Annotated in this window: 13 protein-coding genes; 7 read left to right on the forward strand and 6 right to left on the reverse strand. The window is 39.3% G+C overall.

The window, feature by feature from the left end; genetic code table 11:
• Window positions 1–296: 296 nt before the first annotated feature.
• On the reverse strand, window positions 297–1,778 hold the full coding sequence (locus Phpb_RS00470; protein ID WP_065388698.1) for an amino acid permease: 1,482 nt from the start codon (window positions 1,776–1,778) through the stop codon (window positions 297–299).
• 154 nt (window positions 1,779–1,932) lie between these two features.
• Window positions 1,933–2,796: a DNA-binding transcriptional regulator YeiE gene (gene yieE / locus Phpb_RS00475; RefSeq protein WP_065388699.1), complete on the reverse strand. Its 864-nt coding sequence runs from the start codon at window positions 2,794–2,796 to the stop codon at window positions 1,933–1,935.
• Window positions 2,797–2,985: 189 nt separating this feature from the next.
• On the opposite strand from yieE, the gene Phpb_RS00480 reads away from it, so the two are divergent.
• Both Phpb_RS00480 and nfo read left to right on the forward strand, forming a co-directional pair.
• The gene (locus Phpb_RS00480) at window positions 2,986–4,068 is read left to right on the forward strand and encodes a YeiH family protein (protein ID WP_065388700.1); all 1,083 of its coding nucleotides are present in this window, start codon (window positions 2,986–2,988) and stop codon (window positions 4,066–4,068) included.
• 107 nt (window positions 4,069–4,175) lie between these two features.
• Entirely contained in the window at window positions 4,176–5,018 is an 843-nt protein-coding gene (gene nfo / locus Phpb_RS00485) for a deoxyribonuclease IV (RefSeq protein ID WP_046394926.1), read from the forward strand.
• Window positions 5,019–5,038: 20 nt separating this feature from the next.
• Here nfo and fruK read toward each other — a convergent pair whose 3' ends face one another.
• Window positions 5,039–5,977 (reverse strand): 1-phosphofructokinase, encoded by a 939-nt coding sequence (fruK, locus tag Phpb_RS00490; RefSeq protein ID WP_065388701.1) that lies wholly within the window; start codon window positions 5,975–5,977, stop codon window positions 5,039–5,041.
• Between the two features lie 212 nt (window positions 5,978–6,189).
• On the opposite strand from fruK, the gene Phpb_RS00495 reads away from it, so the two are divergent.
• The 3 genes from Phpb_RS00495 to yeiP all read left to right on the forward strand — a co-directional run bounded on the left by Phpb_RS00495 (window position 6,190) and on the right by yeiP (window position 8,688).
• Window positions 6,190–6,609 carry a nucleotide triphosphate diphosphatase NUDT15 gene (locus Phpb_RS00495; RefSeq protein ID WP_065388702.1) on the forward strand — a complete coding sequence of 140 codons (420 nt, stop codon included), beginning with the start codon at window positions 6,190–6,192 and terminating at the stop codon, window positions 6,607–6,609.
• A 116-nt stretch (window positions 6,610–6,725) separates the two neighbouring features.
• Window positions 6,726–7,985, forward strand: a complete 1,260-nt coding sequence (gene mtr, locus Phpb_RS00500) for a tryptophan permease (RefSeq protein ID WP_065388703.1) — start codon at window positions 6,726–6,728, stop codon at window positions 7,983–7,985.
• A 130-nt stretch (window positions 7,986–8,115) separates the two neighbouring features.
• Window positions 8,116–8,688 carry an elongation factor P-like protein YeiP gene (yeiP, locus tag Phpb_RS00505; RefSeq protein ID WP_036777297.1) on the forward strand — a complete coding sequence of 191 codons (573 nt, stop codon included), beginning with the start codon at window positions 8,116–8,118 and terminating at the stop codon, window positions 8,686–8,688.
• 288 nt (window positions 8,689–8,976) lie between these two features.
• Here yeiP and Phpb_RS00510 read toward each other — a convergent pair whose 3' ends face one another.
• Window positions 8,977–9,321 (reverse strand): hypothetical protein, encoded by a 345-nt coding sequence (locus tag Phpb_RS00510; protein WP_235200984.1) that lies wholly within the window; start codon window positions 9,319–9,321, stop codon window positions 8,977–8,979.
• Window positions 9,322–9,725: 404 nt separating this feature from the next.
• Between Phpb_RS00510 and Phpb_RS00515 the strand changes: the two genes are divergently transcribed.
• Window positions 9,726–10,430: a phosphatase PAP2 family protein gene (locus Phpb_RS00515; protein ID WP_065388704.1), complete on the forward strand. Its 705-nt coding sequence runs from the start codon at window positions 9,726–9,728 to the stop codon at window positions 10,428–10,430.
• Between the two features lie 357 nt (window positions 10,431–10,787).
• A complete protein-coding gene (mepS, locus tag Phpb_RS00520; protein ID WP_065388705.1) occupies window positions 10,788–11,378 on the forward strand; it encodes a bifunctional murein DD-endopeptidase/murein LD-carboxypeptidase in 591 nt (196 codons plus the stop codon).
• 97 nt (window positions 11,379–11,475) lie between these two features.
• Here the strand turns inward: mepS and Phpb_RS00525 are convergent, their stop codons facing one another.
• Window positions 11,476–11,820, reverse strand: coding sequence for a YejG family protein (locus tag Phpb_RS00525; protein ID WP_036777304.1), 345 nt, complete (start codon window positions 11,818–11,820; stop codon window positions 11,476–11,478).
• Between the two features lie 985 nt (window positions 11,821–12,805).
• Window positions 12,806–13,990 (reverse strand): Bcr/CflA family multidrug efflux MFS transporter, encoded by a 1,185-nt coding sequence (locus tag Phpb_RS00530; RefSeq protein WP_065388706.1) that lies wholly within the window; start codon window positions 13,988–13,990, stop codon window positions 12,806–12,808.
• Window positions 13,991–14,023: the final 33 nt, after the last annotated feature.

Consider the following 14,023-nt stretch of genomic DNA (forward strand, 5'->3'; position numbering starts at 1 on the left):
ATTAACAATAGGCCAAATGAGAATACTTATCAATATGATCTACACAAATTTTGGTAAATTACGTGATTAATTGTATGATTAACTCTATGAAAAATAAAAAACACCCATTTGATCACAAAATGGGGGTTTTCTTTTAATTTCCTATCAATAACGGCTGATCTACTCAGATAAATAAAACATTAAGATAATAATAAATTAACCGCGAATCGAATTAAAAAAACCATAAAAACCAGACGGGCAGGAATTTTTTCAAAGATTCCTGCCCGTCTGCTAATCACGATTTAACATATTCACATTCACTGGTTTGTGATATCAGGAAATTTCATCTCGCTATATTTAATAAAGTGAGTTTTCTTCACTAACTTGTAACCAAACCAAATCAACAGGAATAGTGGAATACCAATATAAGTAGCAATGACACCATACCAATCAACTTTATCTTGTAGAAATGCTTGATAATTCTGTCCTAGTGTGATCGTCAGACACAAAACAAACGCAAAGATTGGGCCAACCGGGAAAAATCCCGAACGATAAGGCAACCTACTTAAATCCAATCCCTGAGCTATATAGCCACGACGGAAACGATAATGGCTGATAGCAATCCCCAACCATGCAATAAAACCGGTCATCCCAGAGGTATTCAACAACCACAGATAGACGGTCTGATTACCGTACATTGAACTGAGGAAACACAATGCGGCAACTACTGTTGTTGCATACAAGGCATTACGCGGTACACCACCTTTGGATAATTTGCTAAAAATCTTTGGCGCTTTACCCTCTTTTGCCAATGTGAATAACATACGAGTTGATGCATACATGCCTGAATTACCCGCAGATAACACAGCCGTCAGAATAACCGCATTCATCATAGCCGCGGCAGATAATAAACCGGCGTTTTCAAATACCAACGTAAACGGACTAACACTGATATCACCGACCTCATTACGCAGTAGGCTTGGATCAGTATAAGGAATAATCAGACTGATAATCAGGATTGCAAAAATATAGAACAACAGAATACGCCAGAATACCTTACGTACAGCACTGGGAACATTTTTCGCCGGATCTTTTGATTCACCCGCTGCAATGCCAATCAGCTCGGTTCCCTGGAAAGAAAACCCAACTATCATTGCCACGCCAATCATGGCTGAGAAACCACCGGCAAAAGGTGCATCATCCACAGTCCAGTTATGCCATCCAGCTCCTTCGGCTCCTTTCATGATACCGGCTATCATCAGCAATCCGACCACAATAAAAACAATAACCGTGCTGACTTTAATTAAAGAGAACCAGTACTCAGCTTCACCAAATCCTTTCACTGAAATAAAATTCAATAGGAAAATCAGCGCGAGAAATAGCGCACTCCAGATCCAACCCGGCATATCCGGCAACCAGTACCCCATAACCAATTGAGCAGCAACCAAATCCACCGCGATAGTCACCGCCCAGTTGTACCAATAGTTCCAACCCAAGGCAAAACCAAACCCTTCTTCAACATATTTGGAACCATACGTTGAGAAAGAGCCGGAAACCGGCATATAAGCGGCCAGTTCACCCAAACTGGTCATCAGGAAATAAACCATCAAGCCAATTAATGCATAGGAAAGTAATGCTCCGCCAGGCCCTGCCTGTGAAACTGTCGCACCTGAAGCCACGAATAACCCGGTGCCTATTGATCCGCCAACGGCAATCATCGCCAGATGCCGAGCTTTCAATTCACGTCGCAAATGTTGCGCTACTGGTTTCCCGGAAACACTTTTTTGTTGTTGAGACATTCTGTTCCTGTTAGCTGCGAATAAATCTGATGGCGGATTGTAACAAATCCTCACTATCAAAATAGCGAGGAAGCGCTGTTATAAGATACCTTCATAATTTAGAGAAAATTATAAGTAACACAGCTAATTCTGGATTTTAGACAGAACGTAAGCCTTACCGGCAATAACTGAGCAATTTTTGCAATGCGTTAGACATGTGCTTTTGCCGATGATGAATTAGGTACAATGTTCTGAAAAGCCTTAATCCAGGCACTTTTAACTCCAATAAAGTATGATTTTGCAATTGTTCTGCAACGACTCGTCTGGATAAGCAACTGATACCCATACCAAATTTGACCGCATGCTTTATCGCTTCAGAGTTTCCCAATTCCATCAAAATCTTGAACCCAGGTAAACGGGCAAACAACAGATGATCCAGCACTTCTCGTGTACCCGATCCGCTCTCCCTTAATATCCATGATGCCTTAACTAAATCATCCAATTTTAAATCCCACTTAGCTAGCGGATTTTCGGGAGAAGAAAAAACAACTAACTCATCCTCCATCCACAGCTGAGTTATCAACTCAGGGCTATGACAGGGACCTTCAATCAAACCAAGATCAACACGGAATTCCAGCACAGAATTGATCACATCCTGCGTATTACTGATATTTAACTCTAACGGCGTATCAGGAAAATCGTGACGATAATTTGCCAGCATTTCCGGCAACATATAATTACCAATGGTACTACTGGCAGCGATACGTAACGCTCCCAACTCCTGTTTAAATAACTGCTGAATTTCCCCTGCCTGCTCTAACAATGCCAAAGCCTTGGGATAAAGGAGGCGGCCATGTTCATTAGTCACCAACCGTTTTCCTACCCGATCAAAAAGCTGTACGCCAAGCTGGTTTTCCAGATCCGTTAATGAGGCGCTCACTGCGGACTGAGATAACGCCAATTGCTGAGAAGCTTGCGTTGTTGAACCGCTTTTCAATACCTCAGTAAAAACTTCCAACTGCCTCAATGTGATGTGCATATTGCCCCGCAAAATATGGTGTCAGTCAAAGTTAGCTTGTTTTAATTTTATACAGTAATAAACAACTTAACAAAAATCCTCTTTTTTACCACTTTTTCAGATTACATATAAAAATATTATCAATTTTAATGATAACTTAGTCTGCTATATGCTTATGTTTAAAACATATAAGCAAAGTGAGAAACATCTATGTCTGATATTCGTGCTGAAAGATTCAACAAACAATCATCTATCCCCGGTATCAAATTAATACCAGGGTTAATATTGGCGGCAATACTGACTGCAATTTCAATATATGCCGGAAATATCCCGTGGTTTATTAATATGGGACTGAGCACATTAACGCTGGCGATCCTCGCGGGGATGATTGCCGGTAATACTGTCTACCCTTTACTCAAACCTTATTGCGATAAGGGTATCCATTTCTCAAAACATTATCTCTTGCGAGCCGGTATTATTCTTTACGGTTTTCGTTTAACATTTCAACAAATTGCCGATGTTGGCATTACCGGCCTTCTGATTGATGCAGTGATATTATCTTCCACTTTCTTTATTACAATCTGGCTAGGCAAATCACTCTTTGGATTAGATCAACAAACGGTAATACTAATTGGCGCCGGTAGCAGTATCTGCGGCGCAGCAGCTATTATGGCAACAGAGCCGGTAGTCAATGCCCCTGCCAGTAAAGTTGCTGTTGCGGTATCGACAGTTGTCATTTTTGGCACTATCGCTATTTTCATTTATCCGTGGTTTTATCAACTCAATGAGTATTATCAGTGGTTACCACTTACTCAGGAAACTTTCGGTATCTTTACTGGCTCTACCATTCACGAAGTCGCTCAAGTTGTTGCTGTTGGACATGCGATTAGCGATCAAACGGAAAACGCAGCCGTTATCAGTAAAATGCTCAGGGTTATGATGTTGGCGCCATTCCTGTTGTTATTATCCCGTTACATTAGCCAAGCCAGCACTAAAAATGGAAAAAACCGTCAGGAAAAAACACCAATGACTATCCCCTGGTTTGCGGTGATGTTTATTGCAATAGCGGGTTTTAATTCTTTCAATTTACTACCTGCCGCAATAGTTCATTTTCTGATTAATATCGATACTATTATGCTTACTATGGCAATGGGGGCGTTGGGTTTAACGACTCATGTGAGCGCCATCCGTCAGGCCGGATTTAAACCCATTTTATTGGCTCTAATTTTGTTTATCTGGCTGATGGTAGGTGGTTTTTTGATAAATCTGGGCATCCAACATTTATTTGGTTAATCAAAGTCCACACGGAGAAATTTCAGCAACATATAACCTCTCCATTCTTAAGGTTCATTGAGTGATTGAACAATGTCATAATGACGTAAAGTAGGAAGGAGAAAAATATGAAATTTGTTGGAGCACATGTCAGCGCTGCCGGCGGAGTTGATCAAGCGGTTATCCGGGCATACGAATTAAAAGCTACTGCCTTTGCCCTATTTACAAAAAATCAGCGCCAGTGGAATGCTCCACCTTTATCCGCTGATGTTATCGATAAATTTAAAGAAAATTGTGAACGTTATGGATATGGCCGTCGGCAAATTCTCCCTCACGACAGTTATCTGATTAATCTCGGCCATCCAGAAAGTGAGGCTCTGGAAAAATCCCGGCTAGCTTTTATTGATGAGATGCAACGTTGCGAACAATTAGGGATCGATCTATTAAATTTTCATCCTGGCAGCCATCTCAATAAAATAGATGTGGATAAATGCCTGGCACGTATTGCAGAATCTATTAACATTGCTCTCAATAAAACCCAGGAAGTCACTGCCGTTATCGAAAATACGGCAGGTCAAGGCACTAATCTGGGTTTCAAATTTGAACATTTGGCGGCAATTATTGACGGAGTTGAAGATAAAAGCCGAGTGGGTGTCTGTATTGATACCTGTCACGCCTTTGCTGCTGGCTATGATTTACGTACGGATGATGTTTGTAAACAAACTTTTCAACAGTTTGAAAAAGTTGTTGGTTTTCAATATCTATGCGGAATGCATTTAAATGATGCCAAAAGTGAATTCTCCAGCCGTGTTGACCGACATCATAGCCTTGGAGAAGGAAATATTGGCAAAACACCTTTCAGTTATATTATGAAAGATGCTCGTTTTGATGGTATTCCACTCATCCTTGAAACGATAAACCCAGATATTTGGCCGCAAGAAATTGCCTGGCTGAAATTACAACAATATTAATTATTCTTTAATTAAAGGCATCATTCAATGGGTATCAGTTCAACGTTAGCCATCATGGCCGCTAATTCGGGGCGATTACTGATACCTACATTAGGCTGGCTAACGGCAAGCGCAGATACAGCCGTCGCCAATCGCAACGTATGTTCACTGGGTTCTCGCATCAGCAAACCATAAACCAAACCACCAACCATTGAATCACCAGCCCCAACAGTGCTGACGACTTTACAATACGGTGGTTTTGCCAACCATGCTCCAGAAGCATTAACCCATAGTGCCCCCTGCTCACCCAAAGATATGACAACATGAGCAATTCCTTGATCCCTAAGTTGATGCGCAGCCATGATGATATCGGATAATTCAGGTAACAGGCGCCCTGCCCATATTTCAAGCTCATGGCGATTCGGCTTAACTAACCAAGGGGATGCTTTTAATCCTGCGACCAATGCTTCACGGCTGCTATCGAAAATAATACAAGGGCAAAGCTGACGCAGACAGGTCATCCAGTCAGTAAACAATTCAGCAGAGACACCAACAGGTAAGCTTCCACTAACAACCACCATATCAAACTGCCCAAGCCATGAAAGCGAATCATTAACAAATCCTGACCATTCAGCTTCACCGACATAAAAACCAGAGAAGTTAAAATCTGTCACTTCGCCGCTTCCTTCTGTCAATTTGACATTAATCCGTGTTCTACCCGGTACTAAATGAAAACGATTGACCATACCATTTTCATTGAAGAATTGTTGAAATCCTTCCTGATTTTCCTTACCCAAAAAACCACTCACCGTGACATCAATACCTAAGTCGCGCAAAACTTTAGCAACATTATTGCCTTTTCCCGCAGCATGTAGTCCGGCGGTTTGCACTCGATTGATCGCCCCCTTGACGATTTCCGGGCACAACCCCACTAAATCATAAGCAGGGTTTAGGGTGATAGTGGCAACTCTACGGCTCATATTCGCCCGATGTCTCCTAAGTAGATAATCATCATTACTACGAATTTTCAGTTCTATTTATACCACTTTATATCACTAAAATTGAATCGTTTCAGTTAAATTCCGTACTTTATTGATCATTGCCTTAAACTGATTTACGGATAAGAATAGCGTTAAGCTTTTCTCAAAATGAGATGTAGATTTGCTGAAATCTAGATGAAGGAATAAACCAAATGTCTGTCATTGTGGGTGTTGGCGTTGTTATTGTAAATGAACATGGACAAGTATTACTAGGAAAACGCAGCAGTAAACATGCACCATACTGGTCAATCTTTGGTGGTCATGTTGATGCAGGAGAAACTTTTGAGCAATGTGCAATCCGTGAAATTGCAGAAGAAATAGGTCTGACGATTCAGTCACCAAAAGTCTACGGGATTTGCAATAACCTTCAAACTTATCAACAGGAAGGAAAACATACTATTTCGGTGTGTTTACTGGCAAAACATGCAGGAGATGAACCGAAATTGATGGAACCAGAAAAATGTGAACAACTTATGTGGTGCAATCCCGATAATCTTCCCGAACCTCATTTTGAAGCCAGTCGGAATGCAATAAAAATGTGGCAAGAAAATAAATTTTATCTGACCGAATAAACTAACTTATGTTAGTTCAGTTTCAAATAATCCTTTATGACATCTATTTACACTCTATAGACAAAAATGTATCTTTAAGCTAGTACAAAGAAACAATATACCAGCAGGAGTTAAATATGTCCATTGAGACAACCCAGAGTTTAAAGCGCCCTCCCATACTGGGAGGTGCAATGATAATTGCCGGAACTGCTGTCGGTGCAGGAATGTTCTCTACTCCTGTGGTAACTTCTGGAGTCTGGTTTACTGGCTCAATTATTTTGCTGGTTTACACATGGGCGTGTATGTATTTTTCCGGCTTGATGATACTAGAAACCAACCTGAACTATCCATCAGGCGCCAGCTTCCATACCATGACTAAAGATTTACTCGGTAAAGGATGGAATGCCATCAATGGTATCTCTATTACATTCGTACTTTATATATTAACCTACGCCTATATTTCAGCGGGTGGCTCAATTATTGTCCACAACTTTAAAGATGTTCTCCCAATATCGCAGACAAATGCGGGCTTTATTTTCGCCTTTATCGTTGCATTTATTGTCTGGTTATCGACTCAAGCTGTGGATCGTCTGAGCACAATTTTGATCGGCGGTATGGTGATTACTTTTTTTATGTCCGCTGGCGGCATGTTTACCGAAGTTAAATCTGTCATCCTGTTTAATCAGACGGATGCTATATCAAACGATACAGCAACAAGTTATATGCCTTATGCTTTAGCCGCTCTACCCTATTTATTGGTTTCATTCGGATATCACGGCAATATTCCAAGTTTAGTAAAATATTATCATAAAGACAGCAAAGCCGTTATTCGCAGCCTATTATTAGGTACGCTAATCGCATTGGCTATTTATATCCTATGGCAATATGTCATTCAGGGAAATATTCCCCGCGAAGTATTCAAACAGATTATTGCTGATGGCGGGAATATCGATGCTTTATTAAAACACATGGATAACACAACAAATAGCGAAGCCGTTCACCTGCTTCTAAATGCCTTTTCTTACATGGCATTAGCAAGTTCATTTCTTGGTGTCTCTTTAGGGCTATTTGATTACATAGCTGACTTCTTCGGTTTTAAAGATAACAACACCGGCCGGTTAAAATCTGCATTAGTGACATTTATTCCACCAACAGCACTAGCTTTACTGTTTCCCAACGGTTTTCTATATGCCATTGGTTTCGCTGGATTCGCTGCAACTATCTGGGCTGTCATTATTCCAGCACTTATGGCTCGGGCAAGTCGTCAGCGCTTTCCAGAAGCCAGCTACCGAGCGCCAGGAGGAAAATTCCTTATTGGGTTTGTCATCCTGTTTGGTCTGATAAATGCTATAGCTCATATTTTGTCCTCCCTTGATTTATTACCTGTGTATCGTTGATATAAAACATTCTTACTACAACCCCAATGTAAAAAAACAGCGGGGTTTTTTAATCCCTACTTGCCTAATGCTCTGACTGCGAGTAATTTTGTCGCCGATTATTCTCTTGCAGTTTTATGGAAGGTTACATATGGCTAAAGCCAACGAAATTAAACGCGGTAGTGCCGTCAGTTATAATGGTAAATTACTGCTAGTCAAAGACATTGATATTCAAGCACCAAGCGCCCGGGGAGCTAGCACATTATATAAAATGCGCTTTACTGATATCCGCACCGGTCAGAAAGTGGAAGAACGTTTCAAAGGCGATGATATCCTTGATACGATAAGCCTAACTCGTCGTAGCGTTAACTTTTCTTATATTGATGGTGATGAATATGTTTTCATGGATGATGAAGATTTCACACCTTATCACTTTAAAAAGGAACAAATCGAAGAAGAGTTATTATTTATTCCCGAAGGTGGCCTGCCGGGCATGCAAGTTCTGACAATAGAAGGACAAGTCATTGCCCTTGAACTGCCACAGACAGTCGATATGGTTATCGAAGAAACAGCCCCTGGAATTAAAGGCGCTTCAGCCAGTGCACGGACAAAACCTGCCAAAATGAGCACCGGACTCACCGTGCAAGTACCTGAATATATCAGTAGCGGGGAAAAAATTCGTATTCATATTGCAGAACGTCGCTATATGGGACGTTGCGATTAACAATAGTAGCTAATTCTGAGTTGCCCGGTATAAAACAGGGTAACTCATTTTACCTATTCCATTAATTAAATCAGTCACCTACTTTCCCTTTAGCATTTAGCATTTAGCATTTAGCATTTAGCATTTAGCATTTAGCATTTAGCATTTAGCATTTAGCATTTAGCATTTAGCATTTAGCATTTAGCGATAATTTAAATTCTCAAATAAAATACAACATAAATTTGTCACTCATTCATTTTAGCAATGACAAATAAAATCCTTACTCCTTTCCTAAAATTTTTCTTAACATCAATTATAGAAAATTGTAACAACACCGATTTTATCTTTTCCTTTTATCCATTTAATCTCTGTTACCCCCATTTGGTGTGGTAAATAAAAATAAATATCATTTTGCAAATCAAGCTTTCGTCGTTGGGTAATTTTATGTCCCTTTCGCCAACAAGTGGTGTCAGCCCAGTTATCACGCCAATCAAAACGACAAGGTGATTCAACGATCGCACCTGAAAAGCGAATAACCCCTGTATTTGATGTTGTTTCTGATCCGCTATTGACAAAACCAGGAATCATCAGAAAAAAGCAACCCATCATAACCCGGAACATAGACATAAAGCCCTCACCATAAAACAACATCATTCGCTACGATTTCCAAAAATGAAATCAACCTAGAAATCGTAAAAATTTATGAGTCTATGTATTGGTAACGGCTATTTTCGTTGTTTATTTATGATTTTTAGCGATTAAAGCTGATTAAGATATTTATATCTTCCAATATTAGAATTATCAGAGATAACTCTCAATAAATTAAGAATTTACAACCTTAAACACCACAACATCACTCAATAAAAACCCGCAGAATTGAACAGATATAATTACCAAAGTAAATAAAAAATGAAGGAAAAAGCACAAAATAGATAAAAAAAACAACAAATTAACTTATGATTAAGAATTGTGACATTATTACTCAATATTTGTTATATTAACCGACATAATTGTAAGTTCAGTTACCACTTATTTTATTTTTAACAAATAGGTCTCCCATGACACGCAGTCACTCATTTACCATATTTATATTGAACCTGTTGGGTATTACTCTGTTTCTCTCTTGGTATTTACCAGAACAGCACGGTTTTTGGTTCAAAATCGACTCTGCAATCTTCTACTTCTTTAATGAGAAATTAATCCCAGGTTCAATATTCACAGAATTTGTAGCATTTGTGAATATCAGGGCTTTCGATGCCATTTCGCTTTTATGTATGGGATTACTATATTACAACGCTTTTCGTAAACAAAATTACGATGGCAAACGCAGATTATTCATGATTGGTTTGGTCATGATAATAAGCGCAATTATACTTAACCAAATCGGTCATCTACTCCCGGTTATCCGTCCAAGTCCAACATTAACCTTTGATCATATCAATCGTATTAGCGAAATGACCAATCTGGCGACAAAAGATGCATCAGGGGATAGCTTCCCAGGCGATCACGGATTAATGCTCCTGATTTTTAGCTGCTTTATCCTTCGCTATATCTCAGGCAGAACATTCTGTACCGCATTATTGATCATGGTAATCTTTGCATTACCTCGTATCATGGCGGGAGCGCATTGGTTTACTGATATTGCCGTCGGCTCTTTATCACTGGTGCTAATCGGAACAAGTTGGCTACTATTAACACCATTAAGTGACATCATGATTAACTGGCTGGATAAAAATCTGCCACAAATTGGTCGCACAATTTAAGATCTTTCCCTTAAGCTCTTTTTACCGAATAATATTGGGGAGATATTTAACCTTCCCAATAGCTCATAAAACCCACATAAATAACATAAATTAGCAACACTCCTGATCTCTCCTACTTAGAAATCTAATTTTTTGTAAATTATGTCATTAAATACTCGCCTTTTCCTGATTGTTTCTGTACTCTCGGTCTGAATGACATTTATTGTAAATATCGTTATAAAACGTGGCATCAGACGCGTTTTTTCACCAAACGCGTTGTTTACTCATTGTTTTTTCTAACACCAAGCTTCGAAGCGTTTGATATTTCTCAATAATAGCGACCAACTAAGGTAAGGATAGCAAGGGAAAACAAAAATAATGGTCAAGTCTCAACCGGCTCTGAGATACATTACGCGGCTGATACCCGCGCTGTTCGTAGCGATCACTTTATCCGCGTGCAGCTCGCCAGATTCATCAAGGTTTCGTAACACACAAACTGATACGCATGCAGTAAACGGTAAGAACGGCTTCTTACTTCAAGCGTCTCAGGATGAATTCGAAGCGCTTGTTCGTAATCTGGATATAAAATCTAAAATTCTTAGCCAATACAATGGCTGGAAGGGCGTTGCGTATCGACTTGGTGGCGATACTAAACGCGGTATAGATTGTTCTGCCTTTGTTCAACGTACTTTCCGTGATCAATTTGGTATGGAACTGCCACGTTCAACATTTGAACAACAAAATATTGGCAAAAAAATCGACCGCTCAAAATTGCGCCCTGGCGATTTAGTCTTATTTAAGACAGGTGCACGAACCAGGCATATTGGCATCTATGTTGGCAATGACCAATTCGTCCATGCTTCTACCAGCAATGGCGTCGTCGTTTCCAGATTAAGCAGCACATACTGGAGTAAACGTTATTACGGCGGTCGTCGAGTCATCAGCAATAGCATGGTACCTAACGGCTAATTGTACCTAACGGATAAAAAGCGCCTAACGGCTAAAAAATTTTTCCCTTGCCCACAAAAAAGCGCCTCCATCAAAGGAAGCGCTTTTCGCGTTTATATCAGAATGGATAAAGCGCAGTTATCTTTTCAGCAATGGCAGCGCCAAGTGTCTTCAAACGACACATAACCGCACTTTCATCTTCACTATTAATAAATAAGCACGGTTGACCTTCCAACTCAATCACAGTGCTTCCGATTTGCATATCAGCAAGTGATTGCTGCAATTTTTGCATGACATTCCACGCAGCCCCGTCCTCGTGGCTGAGTAACTTCAACCCCATCAGGCTGCTCTCTGCATTCACTTCATCAACCGGAAGCGGCTCAACTTTGATACCCACAAAACCGGGTGACCACCTGTAACTTTGCGGCAGCCGATGTACCACCGAAAGCTGAATATTATTCACGAATCATTCCTACCTGAAAGAACATAGATACAAAAGTTAAAGTTAGCGGCTATCTTCAGGTGTTCTACTCGCCAAAACCGAATAACTAACCCCCAAAAAAGGTAAACGAAAAGTTAAATTTGTGTTTATAGTATTACATTAATTCCAAATTTCACCTTAGAAAAAGTGAGATCAATCTCTCATTTCTCATATATTTATACTTTTTTTAAAGAAAACTCAACTAATTTTTATGCAAAAACCCAACTTTATGTTTAATGATTGTTTACATATTTTATTTTTTCAACTCAACACTTTAACATAAAAATCAAATAAGAACTGTAAAAACAAATAGATAACAATGTGTTTTATAAGGTATAATTAACGACAACCTAATAATAACGCCATTTAATATTTGTTAATTTAACAAAAATACAACAAAGACTTATAATTACTATCAATGCATCAACAACAACTTATTCTCATGGCAGAACATTTCGGAATTTCCTTACAGTCAAAAGTTAGCCTGTTAGCCCAACGGGAATACAAAAATCAACAGCAATAATAAAAAACAATGAAGCAACAATAGCTTCACCTCGCCATAAATAGATCAGTACCACTATTTATAGCTATTAAGCACAGCCAACTTTCAATTCCCCCAAATATTCAGGAAAAATACCCTCTTTAATAAAATTATCGTTTTTAATGATAATTCCAATGATACAGAAAATGCTACTGATACCACAAACTTATTACAGCCTCATTACTTAATGGTAAATATTAAAATAAAAAAACGCCATGAAAATAAGATTTAATAAATCATATTAAATCTTACCACTATCAATCAAGAATATATCAATGAAAGAAGGCATACATTTTAGAATAAAATGGTTATTCAATAATCTCTCATAAAATTATAACCGTAAAATATCATCAAAAATATTTTTCGCTTACAATAATTTTCTTTTTAAAGAAAAGGCTGCACATGAAAACAGCCTTCTGTTTTTATTTACCGACTCTTTTTTACATAGATAATAAGTAGCACAGCTAAAATAACAGATAAAACCATAGAGCCAACCATTGGCCAGGCATTTTGTGCTGGTAACATGGCAAGTAATGCACCAACCAAGGCACTAATACCATAACGAATTGTACCCGCAAATGAAGACACCGTTCCGGCCATATGTGGGTAATCATCTAAAACCACCGCCATGACATTAGATGTAATCATAGAAATACCACATATATACGCGGCAACACCGATGACCAGAGCAATAAAGCCAAAATCGAGTATGGTAGACAGTAACAACCAGATCCCCATCACAAACTGCATACTCAAACCAAAATACATCATCTTCAACGCACCAAAACGTCGGACATAGCGACTATTTATTATCGTCATCACAAACAAAAATACGATGTTAAGCGCAAAATAATAACCAAAGTGCTGAGGAGAAACACCATTTAACTCAATATAAACAAATGGCCCCGCACTAAGAAAAGAAAACATTCCCGCAAATGAAAAACCGCTGGCAAGCATATAACAAAATACACGACGCTGGCGAAATAACATAATAAACTGACTTACAGTTGTACGAAGATGAAATTTTTGTCTTTTCTCTCTTGGCAAAGTCTCTCTTATAAAGAAAGCAACGAGGAATACGGTAATAACAGCAGTTACCGCAATACTCCAGAAAATAGCATGCCATGTGAACCAAATCATTATCATGCCACCAAGAATTGGAGCAATTAATGGAGCAATAGTCATTACCAATATTACAAAAGACATGCTGCGTGAGAATTCATCTTTGGTGAACAGATCTCGCATTAGCGCATTAATGACAACCCCTGCGGCGGCAGCGGAGAAGCCATGTAAAAAGCGCATATAAATAAAATCATCGATATTCTGAACCATTGCGCATGCAGCCGAAGCTAGAGCAAATACAGTAACCCCACCCAGAATAACCGGCTTACGCCCCAAACTGTCAGCCATTGGACCATATACCATCTGACCGATAGCAAAACCAAGAATATAACTGCTCAGCGTCATCTGAACCTGCCCGCTATCTACACCGAAATCTTCGGCGACAGTCGGCAAACTCGGTAAATACATATCAATGGCAAGAGGCATTAACATAGAAAGCAGACCAAGGATTAAAATCAGTCCTAAATAGGATGATCGTTGTTGTTGCACGTATATTGCTCCAATAATTTAAAATAACTAACT

The organism is Photorhabdus namnaonensis (assembly GCF_001684335.1).
GTDB classification, from domain to species: Bacteria; Pseudomonadota; Gammaproteobacteria; order Enterobacterales; family Enterobacteriaceae; genus Photorhabdus; species Photorhabdus namnaonensis.